21 protein-coding genes are annotated in these 21,589 nt (G+C 53.9%); 15 read left to right on the top strand and 6 right to left on the bottom strand.

The window, feature by feature from the left end; translation table 11 throughout:
- The first annotated feature begins 126 nt into the window (after nucleotides 1-126).
- Both R6V78_RS13045 and R6V78_RS13040 read left to right on the top strand, forming a co-directional pair.
- Nucleotides 127-516: a response regulator transcription factor gene (locus R6V78_RS13045; protein ID WP_410289801.1), complete on the top strand. Its 390-nt coding sequence runs from the start codon at nucleotides 127-129 to the stop codon at nucleotides 514-516.
- Nucleotides 517-950: 434 nt separating this feature from the next.
- On the top strand, nucleotides 951-1,808 hold the full coding sequence (locus R6V78_RS13040; protein WP_410289800.1) for a shikimate dehydrogenase family protein: 858 nt from the start codon (nucleotides 951-953) through the stop codon (nucleotides 1,806-1,808).
- 39 nt (nucleotides 1,809-1,847) lie between these two features.
- On the opposite strand, the gene R6V78_RS13035 is transcribed toward R6V78_RS13040, so the two are convergent.
- Nucleotides 1,848-3,239, bottom strand: coding sequence for a sigma-54 interaction domain-containing protein (locus tag R6V78_RS13035; protein ID WP_410289799.1), 1,392 nt, complete (start codon nucleotides 3,237-3,239; stop codon nucleotides 1,848-1,850).
- Nucleotides 3,240-3,797: 558 nt separating this feature from the next.
- Between R6V78_RS13035 and R6V78_RS13030 the strand changes: the two genes are divergently transcribed.
- The 13 genes from R6V78_RS13030 to R6V78_RS12970 all read left to right on the top strand — a co-directional run bounded on the left by R6V78_RS13030 (nucleotide 3,798) and on the right by R6V78_RS12970 (nucleotide 18,147).
- Entirely contained in the window at nucleotides 3,798-4,721 is a 924-nt protein-coding gene (locus R6V78_RS13030) for a 4Fe-4S dicluster domain-containing protein (RefSeq protein ID WP_410289798.1), read from the top strand.
- Nucleotides 4,718-5,923 carry an NrfD/PsrC family molybdoenzyme membrane anchor subunit gene (gene nrfD / locus R6V78_RS13025; RefSeq protein ID WP_410289797.1) on the top strand — a complete coding sequence of 402 codons (1,206 nt, stop codon included), beginning with the start codon at nucleotides 4,718-4,720 and terminating at the stop codon, nucleotides 5,921-5,923. Before R6V78_RS13030 ends, nrfD begins: the two co-directional genes overlap by 4 nt.
- A gap of 218 nt (nucleotides 5,924-6,141) precedes the next feature.
- Nucleotides 6,142-7,998 (top strand): tetrathionate reductase family octaheme c-type cytochrome, encoded by a 1,857-nt coding sequence (locus R6V78_RS13020; RefSeq protein ID WP_410289838.1) that lies wholly within the window; start codon nucleotides 6,142-6,144, stop codon nucleotides 7,996-7,998.
- Between the two features lie 330 nt (nucleotides 7,999-8,328).
- Complete coding sequence (gene prxU / locus R6V78_RS13015) at nucleotides 8,329-9,048, top strand: thioredoxin-dependent peroxiredoxin (RefSeq protein WP_410289796.1); 720 nt, start codon at nucleotides 8,329-8,331, stop codon at nucleotides 9,046-9,048.
- A 464-nt stretch (nucleotides 9,049-9,512) separates the two neighbouring features.
- Nucleotides 9,513-10,835: a (Fe-S)-binding protein gene (locus R6V78_RS13010; protein ID WP_410289795.1), complete on the top strand. Its 1,323-nt coding sequence runs from the start codon at nucleotides 9,513-9,515 to the stop codon at nucleotides 10,833-10,835.
- 113 nt (nucleotides 10,836-10,948) lie between these two features.
- Nucleotides 10,949-11,314, top strand: a complete 366-nt coding sequence (locus R6V78_RS13005) for a hypothetical protein (RefSeq protein WP_410289794.1) — start codon at nucleotides 10,949-10,951, stop codon at nucleotides 11,312-11,314.
- A gap of 37 nt (nucleotides 11,315-11,351) precedes the next feature.
- Nucleotides 11,352-11,897, top strand: a complete 546-nt coding sequence (locus tag R6V78_RS13000; RefSeq protein WP_410289793.1) for a PocR ligand-binding domain-containing protein — start codon at nucleotides 11,352-11,354, stop codon at nucleotides 11,895-11,897.
- Nucleotides 11,898-12,003: 106 nt separating this feature from the next.
- Nucleotides 12,004-12,846 carry a P-loop NTPase gene (locus R6V78_RS12995; protein ID WP_410289792.1) on the top strand — a complete coding sequence of 281 codons (843 nt, stop codon included), beginning with the start codon at nucleotides 12,004-12,006 and terminating at the stop codon, nucleotides 12,844-12,846.
- Between the two features lie 330 nt (nucleotides 12,847-13,176).
- Entirely contained in the window at nucleotides 13,177-13,953 is a 777-nt protein-coding gene (locus tag R6V78_RS12990; RefSeq protein WP_410289791.1) for a DeoR/GlpR family DNA-binding transcription regulator, read from the top strand.
- Nucleotides 13,950-15,011 (top strand): ABC transporter ATP-binding protein, encoded by a 1,062-nt coding sequence (locus tag R6V78_RS12985; protein WP_410289790.1) that lies wholly within the window; start codon nucleotides 13,950-13,952, stop codon nucleotides 15,009-15,011. The genes R6V78_RS12990 and R6V78_RS12985 overlap by 4 nt, the downstream gene beginning before the upstream one ends.
- A 78-nt stretch (nucleotides 15,012-15,089) precedes the next feature.
- The gene (locus R6V78_RS12980; protein ID WP_410289789.1) at nucleotides 15,090-16,367 is read left to right on the top strand and encodes an ABC transporter substrate-binding protein; all 1,278 of its coding nucleotides are present in this window, start codon (nucleotides 15,090-15,092) and stop codon (nucleotides 16,365-16,367) included.
- 74 nt (nucleotides 16,368-16,441) lie between these two features.
- Nucleotides 16,442-17,320 carry a carbohydrate ABC transporter permease gene (locus R6V78_RS12975; RefSeq protein WP_410289788.1) on the top strand — a complete coding sequence of 293 codons (879 nt, stop codon included), beginning with the start codon at nucleotides 16,442-16,444 and terminating at the stop codon, nucleotides 17,318-17,320.
- On the top strand, nucleotides 17,317-18,147 hold the full coding sequence (locus tag R6V78_RS12970; RefSeq protein WP_410289787.1) for a carbohydrate ABC transporter permease: 831 nt from the start codon (nucleotides 17,317-17,319) through the stop codon (nucleotides 18,145-18,147). The genes R6V78_RS12975 and R6V78_RS12970 overlap by 4 nt, the downstream gene beginning before the upstream one ends.
- Nucleotides 18,148-18,289: 142 nt before the next feature.
- Here the strand turns inward: R6V78_RS12970 and R6V78_RS12965 are convergent, their stop codons facing one another.
- The 5 genes from R6V78_RS12965 to R6V78_RS12945 form a co-directional block, all read right to left on the bottom strand.
- Nucleotides 18,290-18,544: a hypothetical protein gene (locus R6V78_RS12965; RefSeq protein ID WP_410289786.1), complete on the bottom strand. Its 255-nt coding sequence runs from the start codon at nucleotides 18,542-18,544 to the stop codon at nucleotides 18,290-18,292.
- 13 nt (nucleotides 18,545-18,557) lie between these two features.
- Nucleotides 18,558-18,935: a thioredoxin family protein gene (locus tag R6V78_RS12960; RefSeq protein WP_410289785.1), complete on the bottom strand. Its 378-nt coding sequence runs from the start codon at nucleotides 18,933-18,935 to the stop codon at nucleotides 18,558-18,560.
- Between the two features lie 78 nt (nucleotides 18,936-19,013).
- A complete protein-coding gene (locus tag R6V78_RS12955) occupies nucleotides 19,014-19,331 on the bottom strand; it encodes a hypothetical protein (RefSeq protein ID WP_410289784.1) in 318 nt (105 codons plus the stop codon).
- Between the two features lie 389 nt (nucleotides 19,332-19,720).
- On the bottom strand, nucleotides 19,721-21,067 hold the full coding sequence (locus tag R6V78_RS12950) for an FAD-dependent oxidoreductase (RefSeq protein WP_410289783.1): 1,347 nt from the start codon (nucleotides 21,065-21,067) through the stop codon (nucleotides 19,721-19,723).
- 7 nt (nucleotides 21,068-21,074) lie between these two features.
- Entirely contained in the window at nucleotides 21,075-21,479 is a 405-nt protein-coding gene (locus R6V78_RS12945; protein WP_410289782.1) for an OsmC family protein, read from the bottom strand.
- Nucleotides 21,480-21,589: the final 110 nt, after the last annotated feature.

Genomic DNA, 21,589 nt, shown 5'->3' with positions numbered 1-21,589 from the left:
AGTTTGCCGGAATCGCGGGCCTGGCAAGACCTGCTCTCCACCGGCATACCCGGACCCGCCCGGCAACCTATCTAAGCTCAGGCTGCTGATTTTTCAACAATCAGCTTGGTATAAAGGAGAACGTAAATGAACCCCAAAAAAAGAATTTTAGTGGTCGACGACGAGCCCGATTTTTGCTCCATCGTTCAGGGTAACCTGGAAAAGGAAGGCTTTGAGGTGGAGGTTGCCTATGATGGTGTTCAGGGTCTGGAAAAGGTCGCGGCCAATCCGCCGGATGCCATTGTTCTGGATGTCATGATGCCTGAAAAGGACGGCTATGCGGTCTGCAAAGAGTTGAAAAGCAATCAGAAGTATGCCGATATCCCCATTGTGATGCTCACTGCCGTGGCTTCCCACGTCTCATCCACCCGGTACTCCCACTATGACGGCATGAGCATGGAGGCTGACGACTATCTTCCCAAACCGGCCTCTGCGGAAGAGATTACCCAAAGCCTGAAAGGGCTTTTGAATCTGTAATCGACAAATACCCAAGCTGGCCGCCGGTCAGGCTTAAGCGGCTCGACCGAACCTCCGGTTGAACGAACCGCTGTCGGCGGCCGGCCCCATCCGGTGCGACGCCCTTTTTGTTCCTTAAGGGGTAGGGGCTAAAGGGCCCTGTGCCGGCTGCTTCCGGATCCACGTACCTGACGAGAGTAATTCGATTGCGCTGCTTGTTCCGCAACAGCAACAGCGGCAGGATTGCAAAGGGTGGGGGTGCGCTGGATTCGGAAGATTTCCAAACATAGAACCCTTTTGGCTAAAAACCGATATGCTTTGCCAGGGAAACAGGCCTGCCTGGAGATGTGGCGCAGGCGTTTCATCCTGCAGTAAAACTTGCCAAGAAGTCCCGGATCAACGCAGGGGATGTTTTCCGTCGGGGCTTAAACCGTTATCAACCGAGACCCAACCAGATGAATCAGTCTTCGGGAATTCTGGACATAGCCTACGAATACCAGACCAAGGTTTTCTGTCTCATCAGCGACCAGCGGGTTTTTCGATCCAAATCGCCGGAGATGTTTACCACGGTGTTCGCAAGAGCGGGTATCAAAGGGGCCTATGTCCCTTTTAGGGTCGAAGCGGACAATATCGGTAAAGCACTGGAGAGCCTGCGGGTGCTGAACATTGCCGGCGCCGGCATCAGTGCGCCCTTTAAGGAAAAGGTGCTGCCCTACCTGGACGTGCTTTCCGAAGGCGCCAATATCATCGGCGCCGTGAACACCATCGTCTGCAAAGGCGGCCACTTGAAGGGATACAATACCAATGCAATCGGCATCATGGATGCCCTCAATGATGCCAAGTTCGACATTGCCGGAAAAAAAGCGCTGGTGATTGGTACGGGCGGCGCGGCGCGGGCCGTGGTATTCATCCTTAACTGGCTGCGGGCCGAATCGGTTGTGGTGGCCGGCCGGAACAATGAAAAAACCTGCCGTCTGGCCAAGGATTTCAGCTGTACACCGCGGCTGTTGGAGGATCTATCCGCCTTTCCCGTGAATGTGGACCTTATCGTCAATACCACCTCCCTTTCCAGCGCAGATGAATCCAGCGAGTTTACCGGTATTGTCGGCGGAATTAAAAGCAACGGTTGTCAGTTAATCTTTGACCTCAATTACGGCCGTCGGGAAAATATCTGGCAGGCCCTGGCGGAAAAGGGCGGCATCCGTTTTATGGACGGACTCTCCGCCCTGGCCTATCAGGCCCGGCGTACCTTTTTGCTGTGGACCGGCCAGGAGGTGCGGCAGGACGAATTCTTGAAGGCCTTGGACATTTAAATGCCAACAGGATGTATCTTCTAACGGCCACACTCGCGGTTATCGGTTAATTTCGCGTTTCAGATTGATTCCGTATTTGCGCATGCGGTTCCACACGGTCACCCGGTTGATGCCCAGCAGCCGCGCCGCCTGGCTCTGGTTGCCGCCGGTGGACTGAAGCGCGTCGATAAGCTGTTTCCGTTCAGTGTGGCCGGTTCCAACCGACACCGGCGCGAGCGTCGAAACAACCGCTGACGGGCGGGTCAGCAGTTGGGGTGGCAGGTGATCGATGTCGATGGCATCCTTGTTGGCAACGGCAAATGCATACTCCAGGGCGCTTTTCATTTCTCTGACGTTTCCCGGCCAGCGGTAATCCATAAAACAATTCAGGGCCTCCCGGGTCAATCCGCGTATCGGTTTGCCTGTGCGAAGTTCCAGCCGGTTAATGAAGGTGTTGACCAGCAGGGGAATGTCGTCTTTTCGTTTTCGGACCGGTGGCAGATGAATGGGAATAACATTGATGCGAAAATACAGGTCTTCACGGAAGCGCTTCTGGTCGATGAGCTCCAATAGATTCCGATTGGTGGCCGTGATGATTCTCACATCCACCGTAACCGATTCATTCTCTCCCACCCGTTCGAACTGACGGGTTTCCAGCACGCGCAGCAGCTTGATTTGGATGGACAGGGGAATGTCCCCGATTTCGTCCAGAAACAGGTCTCCCCCGTTGGCCGCCTCGAATCGTCCGGTGCGATCCCGGAAAGCGCCGGTAAAAGACCCCTTCACATGGCCAAACAGTTCACTTTCCAGCAAGGCTTCGTTTAATGCCGCGCAGTTGAGTTGGACATAAGGGCCTGTTTTTCGCTTTCCTTGTTCATGGATGGCCTTGGCCACCAATTCCTTGCCCGTCCCGCTTTCACCGAAAATGATGATGGGTGCGTCGCTGGCAGCCGCTTTTTCAATGATATCATAGACCGCCTTCATTTCATCGCTGTTGCCGATGAGACCTGCAAAACTGCTGGTTTCGTCGAGCTGGCGGGACAAAACGTCCACTTTGCGGTCCAGACGATCGATTTCACTCAAATCCGTCAACGTTTCCACCGCTCCGAGCACCGCACCATTTTCATCGCGCAGGACCGATGCGTTTTTCAGGGTCGGCAAAAAAGTCCCATCCTTTTTTTTGATGGTGCAGCGACAACGGCGCATTTCCGGCTGGTCGGGCTCGAACAGCTTGCACCACCCATTTCCGTGGCTGTTGATGGCCATTTCACATGCCTGACATCCCAGGAGTGTACATGGTTGGCCGGAGACCTCTTCGGCTTCATATCCGGTCATTTCTTCAAAAGAGCGGTTGACCGAGAGTATTCGGCCCTCCTTGCTGATAATGAGAAGACCTTCGTTGATGGTGTTAATCACGCGCTCCCAGTGTCGATCGATATGTTTAACCCGCATGCCCTATTTTCCCCTTCACCGATGGCCGTGTTATCGTTAAATATGTTTAAACATGTGTTTACTCAGATAGCATATGTTTAATCCATATTTAAACACCTTTTTGGTTCAAGAAAACCATAAAATCATAAAAAAATAATTAAATTCAGATGGTTAAAAAAATTTGCACGGATGGCATGCCAATTGATCTTCAATTCGCGTGGTTAAAACGACGATGTGTCCCGGCTGACCGAGACAATGAGGCAAATACCGACCATGGGCCGCAAACTTCATATCAACCTTGCTCACCTGCCCTGGCCGGAAAGCGTTCTGAAATTTAACAAGGCTGTCCATGAAATGGGGCCCGGAGGCAAAATGACTGCCACTGTCAGCGATGCGGATGTGGTTGTTAATTTGAGGCAGCTCCTCGGAAGCCAGGCAGATATTCTTTTCGAAATATCACAAACGGATACGGACTTTCATATCCGGATATCTAAACGGTGAACCGGTGGTTTTGTATTCCCGTCAGCAGCCATCCGCCGGTGAAGGAAGGTAACTTCCAACGTGAATCAAGGAGGGTCTATGGGGTTGAACAGACGCGCTTTTTTCAAATATGTGACCGCTGCCGGTGCTGCGGTGGCCGGGTCCGACCGATCTGCCCATGCCTGGCAATCCAGGGCACCGGCAGACGCCTACGGCTGCCTGGTTGATCTGACCCGGTGCATCGGCTGCCGAAAATGCGAGGAAGCCTGCAACCGGGTCAATGCACTGCCGCCACCGGACCGCTCCTTCGAAGACCCTACGCTGCTTGACAAAAAACGGAGACCCGACGAGCGGGCATACACGGTTGTCAATCGTTATGTCACGGGAGAAATCGATGCACGCGACCAGCTGGTGCCTACCTTCGTGAAACTGCAGTGCATGCATTGCCAGGACCCGGCGTGTGCCTCCGCCTGCATCGTGGGTGCCTTGACCAAAAAGGAAAATGGCACCGTTCACTACGATGTCACCAAGTGTATCGGCTGTCGATATTGCATGGTGGCGTGTCCCTTTGAGATTCCGGCTTATGAATATCATGATCCCATCACTCCCCGGGTGATGAAATGCACCTTCTGCCACGAGCGGGTTTATGTTGAAAACAAGCTTCCGGGATGTGTCGAGATTTGTCCGGTGGAGGCGCTCACCTTCGGACGCAGAAGTGGCCTGATCAAAGTGGCTCGGCAGCGCATTAAAACAAACCCGGGTCGCTATATTGACCATATTTACGGTGAAAAAGAGGTGGGCGGTTCCAGCTGGATGTACCTGTCAGGCGTGCCTTTTGAGAAACTGGGTTTCAACACGCTTCCGGAAACGCCCATACCCAGGCTTGCCGAAACCATTCAGCACTCCCTGTTCAGCTACCTGTGGTCCCCAGTCGTCCTCTTCGGCATGCTCGGCGGCGTCATGTGGGCTTCCAAAGACAAGGGTGATCGAACCGGGACTGGAAAGGAAGGTGGTGATCGATGAACCATCATGCATCGCCGGTTAAGGCGAATTTCTGGACTCCCGGAGTGGTTGTGCTGGCCTTTTTGATGGTCGCGGGAGGGGTGGCTATCGTCGCCCGTTTCATCGGTGGCATCGGCTATGTGTCCAACCTTTCCACGGCGCGGCCCTGGGGATTGTGGATCGGGGTCGATGTGGCCTCGGGTGTGGCGTTGGCCGCTGGTGGCTTCACCACGGCGTTTTTGGCCCATATCATCGGGCGTCATTACTACGAGGCGGTGGTCCGGCCGGCCTTACTCACTGCGGTACTGGGCTATACTTTCGTGGTGCTGGGACTGCTGGTGGATATCGGCCGTTCCTGGGCGATCTGGAAGCCGATGTTGTATTGGAACCCAACATCGGTTCTTTTCGAGGTGGCCATGTGCGTCATGCTATACCTGAACGTGTTGTACATCGAGTTTCTTCCCATTGTGGTGGAGCGGTTCAATGGCCGGGTCAATTTGCCTGGACCGCTGGCCTCCTTGAATGCCCCGGTGGACCGACTGCTCAAGTTGGCCGACAATATTCTGCCAAGGGTTATGTGGTTTTTTATTATTTCCGGTGTGGTGCTTTCCTGCATGCACCAATCCAGCCTGGGGTCGTTGATGCTCATTGCGCCTACCAAGCTGCATCCCTTGTGGTACACGCCCATGCTGCCGCTTCTGTTTCTCACTTCGGCCATTGCCGTGGGCTACCCCATGGTGGTTTTCGAGGCCACGCTGGCCACCACGTCCTTGAAGCTGGACGGGGAGATGAAAATTCTAACCCCGCTGACCCGCATCACCATTTTTCTGCTGGGGCTATACCTGGCCCTCAAGGTGGGTGACATGGTGGTTCGTGGCACCTATGTGTATTTGCTTGATGGTACCGCCCAGACCAATGCCTTTATCATAGAAGTGGTCCTGGGTGTGGTTGTGCCCTGGCTGATGCTGTTGTCCCCCAACGTGCGCCGGTCGCGCCAAGCATTGTTCATTGCCTGTACGATGATCGTGGGCGGCGTGCTGGTCAATCGGATCAATGTTTTCGTCGTTGGATATCGCCCCCCCATCAGCGAGGCCAACTATTTTCCGGCAATCGGTGAGGTCCTGGTTACCGTGGGGCTGATTGCGGCGCTGATGTTCATCTATCGATTTATCGTGACCTATTTTCCGGTTCTCAACAAACCGGAACAGGAGGTGTCTGCATGACCACAACAGGACCGGGTGTTAAATTGATCGTCACCGCCGCATTGACCGCCATGTTTTGTTGGGGTCCGGCCTTGGCGGCCAACCCGTCGCCGGATCAGGCGGCGAAAGCGGAAACTGCGGTTTGGACTGCGCCCGACCAGGAAGCGGCCAAAAAGCGGGCCGGGGAAGGGGTGCTTTTTGTCGGTGCCGTGATGGATGAGTGCCGCCTGTGCCGCCAGATGCGCCTCAGGGACATGCGCCTGGGCGTCAAGGATCAGTCGGAGAGCTACTTTTTGCTCGACAGCCCCATCATCCGCAAGACCGAGGATCATTACGGGCCGGTGCGTTTCATGCACGCCAAGCATGCCGTGGTGACCAAAGACTGCGCCCTTTGCCACCACTACCGTCCGCTGGACGAAACCGCTTCCGAGACCGTTCGCTGCTCAAACTGCCATCAGGAGCCGTTCCAAACGGATTACCCGGAGCGCCTGGGGCTCAAAGCGGCCTACCACCAGCAGTGCCTGGGCTGTCACCAGGAAATGAACAAAGGGCCTGTCGACTGTGCCGGATGTCACCGCAAAAACGTACCGGATCATAAAGACCATATCCAACTGGCGGCCAACCCCGAACCCTCACAGGTAACCAGCGAATGTCTGCGCTGCCACAAACCGGCCGGAGAGGACATGCTCAAAACGGCCCACTGGCTGTTGAAAGGGCCTTCGCCTTACACGCTGGGCCACCCCAAGGCGGTTGACCTCGGCAAAGGCACCATTGCCACCAACAATTTCTGAATGAGCATCGCCAGCAACGAGGCTCGTTGCACAAGCTGCCATGCCGGATACGGCTGGAAAGACGACACCTTTGACTTCACTGACATGACCAAGATCGACTGCCTAGTGTGCCACGACACCACCGGCACCTACAAGAAAATTCCCACCGGCGCGGGCATGCCTGACCCCGAAGTGGATCTGGTGGCCGTGGCCAAAGCGGTGGGTCCCACCTCCCGCAAAACCTGCGGTGAATGCCACTTCAACGGCGGCGGCGGCGAAGCAGTCAAGCATGCAGATCTGTCGCGCCAATTATTGGAACCGGACCGCAACTGCGATGTACACATGGGCGGCTATGACTTTCAGTGCGCCGAGTGCCACCGCACCCGGAACCACAAGATCGCCGGTCGCAGCTCCTCGGCGCCCGTGGTCGAGGGAAGCTTTTCCTGTGAAAACTGCCACACGGACAATCCGCACAGCGGAGATGGCCTGCTGGATCATCACCTGAACAAACACAGCGTGAACATCGCCTGCACCACCTGCCATGCCCCGGTTTATGCCAAGTGCAAGCCAACCAAGATGTTCTGGGACTGGTCCAAGGCGGGAAACAAGCAGCGCAAACCGAAAAAAGACAAGTACGGCATGCCGGACTACGACTGGAAAAAGGGCGAGTTTGTCTGGAAGGAGTCGGCCAAGCCGGTTTATACGTGGTACGGCGGCTTCATGAAGCGCGTTTTCCTTGGGGACAAGCTGGATTGGAACAAGGGGCCGATCAACATCACCGAGCCCGTCGGGTCCATCAATGATCCCAACTCCAAGATCGCGCCGTTCAAGATCATGGAAGGGATCCAGGCCGTGGATGCGCAATACGACCACCTGCTGGTGCCCCATCTGTTTCCCCGGGACAAGGAGGACCAGACCGCTTACTGGAAGCACGCTGACTGGCAAAAATCCTTTGTGGACGGTATGAAGGCCGCCGGCATGAAATACAGCGGCAAGTACGAATGGATCCGGACCAACATGTACTGGGGCGTCCAGCACGAGGTCATGCCCGCCGAATCAGCGCTGTCCTGCGTGCAGTGCCACGAGAGCCTCAAGGGAGAGCGTACCTGCAACCGCTGCCACCAGGACAACCGGGACATGGATTTCAAATCCTTCGCCCATAAAGGAACCAACTTTTCCTACATGGTTTCCAAAGGGCGCGATGTCAGCCATCTTATTGGCACCACGGACTATATCGACTACAAGGCGTTGGGTTATAAAGGCGATCCGATCATTTACGGCGGCCGCTTCAAAAAATTGCCGATGGGTTATAAAGCGGAAAAGTAATCCGGCCGCTTATTGAACCGCACTTTTCTATAGCCATCTTACCCACAAAATTGCTGCCATCTCGGGGGCCTAAGTTGTTTGACATCCGCGCCGGGTAAGGCTATATATAAAGGGTATATTCTCAATACCTTTCCGTCCGGACCCTTATGCATGCTTTGCGCAGACCGTACAGGAAGCATCCGTGCGTCGCTTGACCGAACAATCCCCAAAACTTTTCTGCACACACATATTTTCATGTCACTGTGCCGTTGTGGTCAAACCGGTGAGGCAGGCACCTTATGATTTTGCAAAACGGAGAGGGTTGGCAACCATCAACCAAAGGAGATCTGTATGCCAGAAGAAATGGATGTCGGGTGTGCCCGACCCACCGGGGGACCGGTGGGAGAACCTGTTGAAGAGATTGAAAAGGAGGCAACCGTAAAGAAAAAGGAGGAAAGAAAGATGATTCATGTGGGTGAAAAAGCACCAGACTTCGTGGCGCCGGGTTACCAGAAAGGGAAATTCATTTCCGTGAAACTGTCCGACTATTTGGGGAAATGGGTTCTGCTCTGCTTTTATCCGGGTGATTTCACCTTTGTATGAGCGACGGAGATTTCGGCGGTCGCCGAAAAATATCCGGAATACCAGAAACTGGGCGTTGAATTGCTATCCATGAGCATTGACAGCATGTTTGTTCATAAAATGTGGGATGACCACGAACTGTCCAAAATGGTCGCCGGTGGTGTACCCTTTCCCATGTTGTCCGATGCCGGTGGAAAAGTGGGCAAGCTTTTTGGCGTGTATAACGAAAATGCAGGCGTGGAGAATCGGGGCCGTTTCATTATCGATCCGGATGGTGTTGTCCAGGGCTACGAGGTGCTGACACCGCCGGTGGGCCGCAACATCCAGGAAACGCTTCGGCAGGTACAGGCTTTCCAACTGGTCAGAAAGACCAAAGGAGCGGAAGCGACACCCTCCGGTTGGCAACCGGGAAAGCTGACCCTCAAGCCGGGGCCTGGTCTGGTTGGTAATGTCTGGAAAGAGTGGAAGACCGAGATGGCCTTCGATTAGTCGGATTATTCCGAATGCCGGTGGGAACTGGATGACGCAACAGGTCGGTGTGGGTCGGGTCCCCAATGATTTAAAACCGGCTGTCTCCGCCTCACCGTCTACTGCTGAGCATGCGTGCCGAAAATGATGGTGGCAACATTTACGCCGGCTGCAGAGACGGGAGGGTTCAAACGAATGCGCTCCTGAAGCACAGTCGCACAATAACAACCCCTGCCAGCCAATAAAAATGCAAACATGCGACTGTTGGTTCGGGCTGGGCGCGAGCAACGGCTCAATCAACCTGAAAACACAAATGTTATTCAGAATCGGTGGTTTTTTTTGTTCGGGCACGCTTTATGCTCAAGTAAAAAAGGATCCGGTCAAGCCTCATGGTGCCGCAAGGACGGAACCGGATCCAATCAATATCGGAATATCGGAAAAACAGTCGCGCAGAAAATTCTAAAATCCAACAGGAGGCAAAATCAATGAATGATGAGCTCATTCAATTGGGAGGCAAAAAAAAAGGAACCACGTTCATGGACCACGTCAAGGAGATCCTGCCGGAAGGCGGCAACTTGAATCTTTGCCTCACATGCGGGGCCTGCTCTTCCGGATGTCCGGCCACCGGTCTCGATGGCATGGATCCGCGTAAATTCCTGCGCATGGCCGCCCTGGGTTTGGATGAAGAAATTGCCAAATCGGACTGGCCGTGGATGTGTACCATGTGCCAGCGCTGTATCTATGTCTGCCCGATGAAGATCGATATTCCGCAGTTGGTTTACAATGCCCGGGGGTTGCGTCCAAGGGAAGACCGTCCCAAGGGCATTTTGGGCTCCTGCGACATGGCCCTGCGCAACGAGAGCACAAGCGCCATGGGCACCGCACCCGATGATTTTATTTTTGTTGTGGAGGATGTGCTAGAAGAATACCGTGAAGCGCAGCCGGAATTCGCCGATATGCAGGCTCCCATCGACAAGCAAGGTGCTGAATTTTTCCTCAACCAGAATTCGCGTGAACCGGTAACCGAACCGGACGAGCTGGTCCCGCTGTGGAAAATCCTGCACCTTGCCGGGGCGGATTGGACCTATGGCAGCGCCGGCTGGGCTGGCGAGAACTACTGCATGTTTCTGGCGGACAACGACTCCTGGGAAAAGGTCACCCGGACGACCGTCAACCAGGCCAATAAATTGGGGGTGAAAACGTTTCTCAACACCGAGTGAGGGCATGTGACCTTCTCAGTCCGGGCCGGACTGAAAAAATTCAACCTGGAACATAACTTTGAAGTCAAGAACATCTATGAGTATTACGCCAAATGGATTCGCGAAGGCAAACTGAAGGTTAGCTCAGACTGGAACAAGGACCTGAAGATCAAATTCACGGTTCAGGATCCCTGCCAGATCGTCCGAAAAAGTTACGGTGACCCAATTGCCGAGGACCTGCGCTATGTGGTCAAATCTGTCGTCGGTGAAGAGAATTTTATTGACATGCAGCCCAACCGTTCCAACAATTTCTGCTGCGGCGGCGGTGGCGGATTCCTCCAGTCCGGATTCAAAGATCAGCGCCTCAAGTACGGCATGATCAAAGACCAGCAGATCAAGGCTACCGGTGCCGATTACTGCATTGCCGGCTGCCATAATTGCCATGCACAGATCCATGAGCTCAGTGAGCATTACGGCGGGGGTTATCCGGTGGTTCACCTGTGGACCCTGATCTGTCTCTCTTTGGGCATTCTGGGACCCAATGAACGCGAATACCTGGGTGACGACCTGAAGGAAGTCAACGTTTTTCACCCGGAAACCGCCATGTAGATTGTCTGCAGCAACCTTTGCATCATTATTATGGCAATTGCGCTAAACAGGCCTACCACCGGGAGCGTCTATTTTGGGCGCCTGGTGGTGGGTCATCATCCTTGGACAGGAACATGGAGACCCATTTGACCCTGAGGGAATTGGAGGCTCGCTGGGAAAAGGCACTCACGGCGACCCGGACCGCTGCGGCAATGCACCCTGAAACCTACCGGAAGTTGAAACGCCAAGCCGCTGAAATTGTCGAAAACCCCATCGACATCAATGACTATTTCCCCAAGGTGGAAACTCTGGTCAACCGCTTAAAAATCATGGATCCATGTGGTCACGGCAGCATCTTCGATATCTTCAGCACCCGCATCTCGCCGTCGAGCATCTGGCACGTGAGAATGCTCAGAATGGAGTGCAAGGACCTTTTGGCCCACCTCAACGCTTTCGATGAATGGCGCCGCAAAAAACACCACCTGCGCAGGATCAAGTAACCAATTCAACACCGGAAGCATTTCCATACCTTGATATATGCATGCGGAGATTTTTTTGATGGAGTTGACAGACATTTTATCCAAGGACGGATGGGCCCAATTCGAAAAAGAGCTTTTTGACCGGTTTCGGATCAACAGCAGCGTATACGACAGATCAGGCACCGGAGTCACGGGAAAGCCGCGCTGGTGCAATCGATTATGCCCGCAAATCAAGGCCAACAAGGATTCTCTGGCTGCGATATGCGCACCAGGAAATCAAAATTTCATGGCCGTGGCTAAAAAAACCCGGAAACCCGTTATCGGCGAATGTGATGCGGGGCTCTTTAAAATCAGCGTACCTATCTTCGTTGATGGAGAATTTTTAGGCACGGCCGGAGGCTGCGGTCTCCTGCCCGAAGGAGAAAAGGTGGAAGCCTTCCTGATAGCAAAGACATCAGGCTTGAGCGAAACGGAAATTTCCGGTCTTTGCCGAGGAATGGGCACCATCACCAAAGAAAAGATCGAAGCAATGACGGATTTTATTGAAACGCGCCTTGCTGCCTATGTGGACCATTTTTTGAAGCTATCTGAGGTTTCACGTTAGGTATCTCCGATTTTAACGACGAACGTCGCCGCTATTGTCCCGGGGGGGCGCATTTACCCGGCTTTTTGATGTGCTGCGGCGATTGAGCGAACATTGAGGCAAACCCATGAAAAGCGAACCCAACCCAATTGGTATTATGGACAAACCGCCCGAACCGAGTCCTGACGAACAGGCCCGGCGGTCCCTGACGCGCATTAAAAACAAGATCATGGTCATGAGTGGAAAAGGCGGCGTCGGAAAATCCAGCGTCTCCGTCAACCTGGCGATCAACCTGGCTGGAAAAGGGTTTAAGGTTGGATTGATGGATGTGGACATTCACGGTCCTGACATTCCCAGAATGCTGGGACTCAAGGGTATGCTGGCCGCCAATGCCAACAAGAAGCTGGAACCGATGTGGTTTTCCGACAACCTGTCGGTAGTTTCCATCGAGGCGCTCATGCCCAACAAGGATGATGCCATCATCTGGCGTGGGCCGGTTAAGCACGGAGCTATCCGCCAGTTTATCGGCGAGGTGGCATGGGGCGATCTGGACTTTTTGATCATCGACTCACCCCCTGGAACCGGTGATGAACCCCTCACCGTGGCCCAGCTGATCAAGGATGCCCGGGCTGTCATCGTCACCACTCCCCAGGAAATCGCCCTGGCCGATGTGAGAAAATCGATTAATTTCTGCAAAACCGTCAAAATGGAAATTATCGGTATAGTGGAGAACATGAGTGGATACATTTGCCCCCATTGCGGCAAATCAGTCGACATCTTCGGGTCCGGAGGCGGTGAACGTACGGCGGCGCGGGCCGGACTGAAACTGTTGGGACGGATACCCTTCGATCCCAATCTGGTCAAATGCGGAGATAACGGCCTTTCCTTCCAACAGCTGTATGCCGAAGCCCCGGCAACCCGGATTTATGGGGAGATCGCGGCAACAATATGCACAACCGCAAAGCGTTGACAACCGTGGCGCTGGTGATGTCGGTGACAGCGTAAAAACGGACGTCACCAGCGAACAGTCGCATCATGTTAATGGCCCCTCCTGCACCGAGATCGGCGCGGCCAGGATGTTTGACACCCCCCCGCATTTGCCCCTTCCTTCAAAAAAACCCACTCGGTGAACCGACGCCATTGCTGGTAGTTTTCATTTGAGCGCTAACTGAAAATTGATTAAGCGCTAATGAAAATCAAACAAACAAAAATTAGGCTGATGACGGCTTCAATATTGTTATTCGGATCAATGTATGTTCAAATGAAAAAAAACTTTTAAACCCCCTTCAAGAAGCAATCGATGCTTTTCTCCGCGCGCCAGGTACAGATTGCAGAAATGGTCCGTCAGCAGGATTTCATTCGTGTGGAAGTCCTTGCCCGTCATTTTAACGTGACCACCCAGACGATTCGTCGGGATTTGAATCTGCTGTGTGCGCGTGGGATTGCCAGGCGCACGCATGGGGGGGTTCAACGAATGAACATTCCCGGAAATGTGGCTTATGCATGGCGGCAGACGCTCAACAGCGAGGCAAAACAGACCATTGCCCGGGAAGTCGCCCGCCATGTGCCCAACGGCGTGTCTTTGGCTTTCAGCATCGGCACCACGCCTGAAATCGTTTTTAAAGCGCTGTTAGCCCACCGACAGCTGCGTATTTTTACCAACAACCTCAACATTGCCATGCTGGCCTGCACCAACCCCACTTTCGAGGTGACCGTTGCCGGCGGGCGCCTGCGCAATGAGGATCGGGACGTCATGGGCGCAGGTATGGAGGCGCTTTTTGGGGCCTATAAAGTGGACATCGGCATATATGGCGTCGCCGGGGTGGACCAGGACGGCACCCTTTTGGATTTTTACGAAGAGGAGGTTCGGGCCCGGCAAATGATCCGGGAGAACAGCCGCAGCGCCTTCCTTGTGCTGGATCACACCAAGTTCGGTCGTGCCGCCCATGTGAGGGGTGGAAAAATTGACGAGGCGACAACGGTATTCTGTGACCGGACGCCCCCGGCAGCCATTGTGTCGATCGTGGAGCAGTCCGGAGTTAAGCTGATTGTCTGTAAAGGAGAAAAGACCCCATGAGCTGCATTGATATCCGTGAACTGGGCAAGCAGTGGGGTCTTGTCGTTGCCGTTGACAAGGTTTCCTTTACGGTCGTTGAGGGCAGCCTGACCGTGCTGCTGGGTCCTTCCGGCTGCGGCAAATCAACCATCCTGCGCCTCATTGCCGGCCTGGAGACTGTTTCCTCCGGGTCAATCTTTATCGGCGGCAAGGAGGTGACGCATATGGATCCGGCCAAACGGGGCGTTTCCATGGTCTTTCAGTCCTATGCCCTCTTCCCCCACCTCAACGTTCGCGAAAACATCATTTTTGGGCTCAAAGTACGGGGGATTTCTGCAACCGAACGGGAGGCCAGACTCAGGGACGCCACCCGTATGGTGGGTTTAAATGACCTTCTGAATCGCAAGCCGTCGCAGCTTTCCGGAGGACAGCGGCAGCGCGTGGCCCTGGCACGGTCGATCGTGTCACGGAGGCGGGTCTGTCTCATGGATGAACCGCTTTCCAACCTGGATGCCAAGCTCAGGGCAGAAATGCGCGACGAGATCCGATCCCTGCAGCAAAAGCTGGGCCTTACCATGGTATATGTCACCCACGACCAGGTGGAGGCAATGACCATGGCTGACCAGGTGGTGCTGCTGAAAAAAGGCCGCGTTGAACAGACCGGGCGCCCCCACGAACTCTACGAGCGTCCCCAAACGACCTTTGCTGCCCAGTTTATGGGGTCGCCGCCCATGAACCTGTTGAACCTTGAATTGATTGAAGATCGATTTGTCCAGGATGTTTGCGGTGGCATTCTCTCTGCAGCACGGCGAACCGATATGATCATCGGTGTGCGCCCTGAACACGTGAAGGTGGGGCAGGACGGCCTGCCTGTCCAGGTGTCGGCAACCGATTATTTAGGAGCGGAAACGGTGCTGCGCCTATCCCATGGCGGACAGACCCTTTTTGGCAAGATTGAAGGCCACCAACACTATCTTCCCGGAGAACAACTGCATGTCAGCTGGCCAGAAAAGGCGGTGCACCGATTTGGCCCGGATGGCTTCCGCATCGAAGATCCGCAAAGGGTATCGTTTGAATGAATGGTGCTTAAATCCTGTAACCCGGTCCGCCATCTGGCGGGTAACCGATCTTACCCAATCCAAAAAAGGAGACGCATTATGTTTAAAAAAAGGAGATGGCTTTGCATTGGGGTGGTGGCAACGGCTTTTCTGGTTGTGATGGCCACAACTGGTTCAGCCACGGAGCTGACGATGTATTATCCTGTTGCGGTAGGCGGCCCGCTGACCAAAGTGATTGACGGCATCGTGGCAGACTTCATGAAGGAAAACCCAGATATCAAGGTTAAGGCCATCTATGCGGGCAATTACAATGATGCGCGCATCAAAGCCCTGGCTGCCTTGAAGAGCGGTCAACCAGCACAGCTGTCGGTGATGTTTTCCATCGACATTTACGAACTGATCGAGCAGGACGCCATTGTTGCCTTCGATGATGTGGTGGAGACGGCCGAGGAGAAGGCCTGGATAGACTCTTTCTACCCCACCCTCATGGAAAATGGGCGGACCGCGGGCAAGACCTGGGGTATCCCTTTTCAGCGTTCCACCATTGTTATGTATTACAACAAAGACGCTTTCCGTGCCGCGGGACTGGACCCGGACCTGCCGCCGGCAACTTGGGATGAGCTGGTTGCCATGGGCAAAAAACTGACCAAGACCGACGGTTCCCAGTGGGGCGCCATGATTCCCTCCACGGGCTACCCCTACTGGATGTTCGGCGCCCTGACCATGCAAAACGGCCAGGTGTTGATGAACGAAAACGGCGACACCACCTTTTTTGATCATCCGGCCGTGGTTGGGGCACTCCAGTTCTGGAAAGATCTGGGGGAAAAACACCAGATCATGCCTAAAGGAACCATTGAATGGGGAACCCTGCGACAGAATTTCCTTGAGGGCAAGACAGCCATCATGTGGCACTCCACCGGCAACCTGACGGCAGTCAAAGAAAACGCCAAATTTGACTTCGGTGTGGCCATGCTGCCGGCCAGTAAGCGTCGGGGAACCCCCACTGGCGGCGGCAATTTCTATATCTTCAAGAAAACCAACCCGGAGGAGCGTAAAGCGGCAATGCGACTGATCAAATTCATGACCAACCCGGAAAACTCTGCCGAATGGTCAATAAAAACGGGTTACATGGGAGTCAGTCCGGCGGCCTACGAGACTCAGAAGCTCAAGGACTATGTCAAGGAATTTCCTTATGCTGCGGTGGCCCGGGATCAGCTCGAGTATGCCACTGCCGAGTTGTCTACCTATCAGACCGGCCGGGTGCGTAAAGGGCTGGATGATGCCATTCAGGCTGTGTTGACCGGATCGAAGACGCCGGAGGCGGCGCTCAAGGAAGCGCAGTCGCAGGCAGACCGGCTGTTGAAGCAATACCGCTAACCAACGATAATGCTTAACGAGCTGACAGGCTGCCCGTTGCCCGCTGCTCGTTAAGCAACCCATCAGCCGAGCATATGCGCACAATTGCTTCAAAACATGTCCAGGGCTGGCTCCTGCTGATGCCGGCCGTGGTGCTGTTGATCGCCTTCACCCACTATCCGACTGTGGCGACCGTGATCGACAGTCTTTTTTCAAAGGCAACGGCGATTCAGCCCTCCCGCTTTGTGGGTGTACTCAATTACCAGCGGATGTTGGACGACCCCATTTTTTTTAAAGTACTGGCCAACAATGCCTGGTTTGCCCTGGGAACCATTCCCACCTCAATTGCCCTGGCCATTCTCATGGCAGTTTTTGTCAACCGATCCATACCGGGTCGATCACTGGTGCGTATGGCCTACTTTACGCCCACCGTTCTGCCGATGATTGCCGTGGCCAACATCTGGCTCTTTTTTTATACCCCGGATATCGGACTGATCGATCAGATATCCGGCTGGTTCGGGTTTTCCGGGCATAATTGGCTGGGGGATCCGACTACGGTCCTGCCTGCTATCATGGTGATGACCGTATGGAAAGAGGCGGGTTTTTTCATGATTTTTTATCTGGCGGCCATGCAGAACATCCCGCCGGAGCTTGCGGAGGCTTCTCAGCTGGAAGGGGCAACGCGATGGTACTACTTCCGCCGGGTGATGTTTCCCCTGCTCATGCCCACTACGCTGTTTGTATTGATCAATGCGGTGCTCAACTCCTTTAAGTTGGTGGATCACCTGTTCGTGCTCACCAAGGGAGGGCCGGACAATGCCAGCAATCTGTTGCTATACTATATTTTTGAAACCGCCTTTTCCTATTTTGAAACCCATTTTGCCGCCGCATTGACGGTGGTGCTGTTGATTCTACTGGCCATCATGGCGCTGCTGCAGTTCTTCTTACTGGACCAACGGATACACTACCGATGAACCGTTCAAAACCCATTTTCGACGTGTTTCAATCGTCGTTGGAAACCGGAGCCGCCTGGGTGTTGGCCTTACTTTGGATTTCTCCCTTGGTGTATGCGTTCTGGGCGGCTTTTCATCCCGGAGAGTATGCCGTCAATTTTGACCTGTTCGCACCCCTGACTATAGACAATTTCCGTGAAGCCCTTTCCCAGGCGCCGTTCCTTCGCTACGCACTGAACACGTTCATCCTGGTCAGCACCATCCTCGCTGCCCAACTGGTGCTGTGCACGCTGGCGGCCTATGCTTTTGCAAGATATCAGTTCCGTGGCCACAAAATGGTTTTTGCCCTGGTGCTTGTGCAGTTGATGATCACTCCGGAAATTCTGATTGTCGAAAATTACGGAACCCTGGCTCATTTCAACATGGTGGACACCATTCTCGGCATTGGCTTGCCATACATGGCCAGTGCATTCGGGATTTTTCTCCTGCGGCAGGCTTTCAAATCCACTCCCAAGGAGCTCGAAGAGGCTGCCTTTTTGGAAGGGTGCAGCGCCATGGGCGTCTTGTGGCGGGTATATGTGCCTCTGGCGCGTCCCACCTACCTGGCTTATGGCCTGGTTTCCATCAGCCATCACTGGAACAATTTCCTCTGGCCCCTGATCGTGACCAATTCGGTGGAGACCCGCCCGCTGACCGTTGGCCTGGGAATCTTCGGTGCACCCGAGTCCGGGGTGAACTGGTCCGTTATTTCCGCGGCAACGCTGCTCTCGGTGGCCCCGCTGCTCATCGCTTTTCTCCTTTTTCAGCGCCAATTCGTTCAGTCTTTCATGTATGCCGGAATCAAATAGCAACCCAGGCCATTTGTGGACTTGCAGCAATCAGGGGCCTTAGCCACATTTACTTCACCCGGAACGACCAACCCGGTTGCATTTGCCGCAGGAACCTTTTGGTTGCATGAGGCGTTGACTTGGCGCTTGCATCCAGCAGGGCTCAGCCGCCGGGGACGGAAACCATCCTGCCTGCGGGCAGAAGCACGGCCGTACGGGCGGCGGCAGCCGATTCGTGTTGATCTTCGGCATTCCCTCCCTCCTTTTGTTTGCCCATGAACCAGACTGGGCAGGCGGAGCGGTGTTTACAATAGAGCTTTGGGTCTTTGCATTCCAGACAGGCCTCACATAAATAGATTTGATGCTTCATGCAGCGGTATGGGGTCTCCCGCTCTGGGTGGTTGATACACGTTCCCATGCCTGATTTCTCCTCAACGGCGGATTGGGTTTTTCGGGTGCGGTTGGAAGGTCAACGGGTCGATTGCTTTTCGGAGTGCTCGGTCGAGGGTTTCAATCGACTGGAGACCGATAAAGCGGTGTATTTCTTTTCCGTCTTTGAAGATAATGATGGTCGGGATGCTTTGAATGCCTACACGGAAAGCGACATTCTGGTTTTTATCGATATTCAATATCGTTACTTTAGCCTTTCCATGGTAGTCTTTCTCGAGCCTGTGGATGATGCGCGCCTGAACACGGCATGGTTTGCACCAGGGGGCGTTGAAATCAACCAGGGTGACACCCTTGGAAATCGAACATTGAAAATTTTTTTCCGCTGACCGTTTTTCCGCCACGACCTCTCTCCTGGCCACGATTGATCGACAAGGGCGGTGGCCACCGCGGGCACCGCCCTGCTTATACCTGTTTAACTGTGGGAACGGTGGCCTCCCTTAACCGCCAAAATTGCCGCCACCCAATCCCCGCATGGCCTCTTCGGTGCTGACCCGAAGCGTGGACAATGATTTATTGAAGGCCGACCGTTCAGCCATGATGTCATCCATGCCGGTTTCCGGGCTGCAGTTTTCGCGTATCTGATCGATGCGGTCGTCCATTTCGGCGATGAGGATGTGCAGGTCTTCGATGTTGGGCAGAATTTTCTCTTTTTCGCCACCGGGCAGGGCCTCCATTTTTCGGGTGATATCATAAACGATGGCCTTCCAGCCGGTGAGTTCCATTTCCATTGTTTTGCAGCAATTTTTTGCCTTCATGACGGCCTCCTTGGGTAATAGGTTGGGGTTTTCGGCTTCCTCGGCCGAAGGGTTGCTTGGTAATTTCAGTCAATAACCGTGCGCAAACTGCCGGGTTGAAGCTGGGGCTATTTTCACCGTTACTTCGAGCGCCTATTTTTGAAATGATCATTTTTAACCCAGCAGACGGAAAACGAGTGATTGCGATCGGAACACATAAACAGGTTCCTCAAAATTCGTGCCAAGGTTTCACCGAGGAGGCAATAAATATTAATTACTTATGATAACAATATTTTATAATAAAAATAAATGGTTGGCGAGGTTTTTGGCGGAGCAGACAAAAGCGAAAAAACGTTACTTTTGTTGAGATGATTGCATGGGTACCGCTAAGGTAACGCAAGCGGGTATGATCAAATTATTTTTTTTATCAGTTGGTTGGCGGCGGTGAGGAGCGGATCCCATACTGGACCAAAAGGGGGGGCGTAAGCCAGATCGGTTTGAGAAAATGATGCTATGGACATATTGACGTGCAGGGCTACCGCAGCGGCGTTGATGCGATGGGCGACCCCTTCGCGGCCGACCATTTGAGCCCCAAGAAGCATACCCGTCTTGTGGTCTCCAGTCAGTTGGACCCAGATCGATTCCGCTCCGGGGTGGGCATGGGCACGCGACCGCGTTTTAATCGTTTCCGCCACCGGCTCGAATCCGTGACGCTGGGCTTCTTCCACAGAGAGTCCGGTACGGGCTACTTCGAGATCAAAGACTTTGAATACGGCGGTTCCGGCCACACTATCCAGTTCCACCGATCCACCGCATACATTGTCCGCTGCGGCCCATCCGGCCCGGTTAGCGCGCAACGCCAGAGGAATCCACGTCTTTTTCCCGGTGACCGCGTGAAAGGCATCCGCACAATCTCCTGCCGCATAAACCGCTTCATCCGAAGTCTGCAGTTTACGGTTTACGGAAATGGCATTGCTGACGCCTGTTTCGATGCCGGCGTGGGAAGCCAGTTCGCTGTTCGGAACGATGCCGACTGCGACCAGCACCATGTCCGCCGAAAGGATCCGGTCGTCGCAGAAAACGTTCAGCAGGCCACCATTTTTTTCGATCCGCATTATTTTACAGCCGAGGTTCAAACCAACCTGGTTAGCGGTCAGTTCCTGTTCGACTACCGCTGCCATTTCACGTGGCATCCATGGCAAAAGGGTGGCGCCGGGTTTGACCATTTCAACAGCAATGCTTCTCGCTCGAAGCGCTTCAGCCATTTCCAGACCGACATACCCCATGCCGATAATAACCGCTTTTTTGACCGTGTGTTTTTCAATGAAGGCTTTTATTTTTCTACCGTCTTCCAGGTTTTTCAGGGCCAAAACACCGGGCAGATTGAAACCGGACAATTGCGGGATGATCGGCCGGCCTCCGGTGGCAATTAACAGTCGATCATAAATGAATTCAAATGGTTTTCCCTTGCGACGTATCGTTCCGGAGACGATTTTATTTTTTGGGTCAATTGAATCGACCTGGTGGCCCGTAAACAGATCGATTCCCTGCTTATTGCGAAATACGTCGGCCCGCCTGACAATGAGGTCCTCGATGTTTCGCCTATAATCCGCAATGTTGTATGGCATGCCACAGGCGCTATAGGAGACGTCTTCTGTTTTTTCTAAAACAATGACATCCATGTCGGGCATGTGTCGTTTGGCTCTACTTGCCGCACTCATACCCGCGGCATCACCGCCGACAATTAAAAATTTCATATCGCACCTAATCCTTGCCAGTGGCGGTTATATGTATTTCCGGCGGATTAATAAGGTTGCGCTTGACCGTGCACATTTCTGCGGCACGAGTCACAGCTTTGCGGTATTTGTCTGGGAACTCAGGCGGCAAGTGAATCTGGATGGCTATCTTTTCCATGAGGTGCGTTTTTTCGTTGCGATCAAACCCAAGGGTCATCGATATCCCCTCCGTGGAAATATCCCGGCTTTCACAAAAATAGACAATATATACCCCGGCGCAAGTGCCGATGGATGACAGAAATAGATCATAAGGTTCGGGGGCGGAGTCATCGCCGCCCTCACTCCCGGGTTGATCCGTCTCCACGGTAAAGCCTTTATATAAAGAGGTCACACGTTTTCCGCCTGGAAAATGAATCCGCATCTCCATGGTCATCTGTTCCTCATTCGATTGTGCGCGTGTAAAGATCAAGATGTTCCGGCAAGGCTCCAGGCGTTGCGCCGCGACAGCGATCGCATTCCCCGCGGCCTGCCGCGGGGAGGGTT

Source organism: Desulfosarcina sp. (assembly GCF_046496365.1).
Taxonomy (GTDB): domain Bacteria; phylum Desulfobacterota; class Desulfobacteria; order Desulfobacterales; family Desulfosarcinaceae; genus Desulfosarcina.
This window is presented reverse-complemented; position numbering and strand designations above follow the sequence as displayed.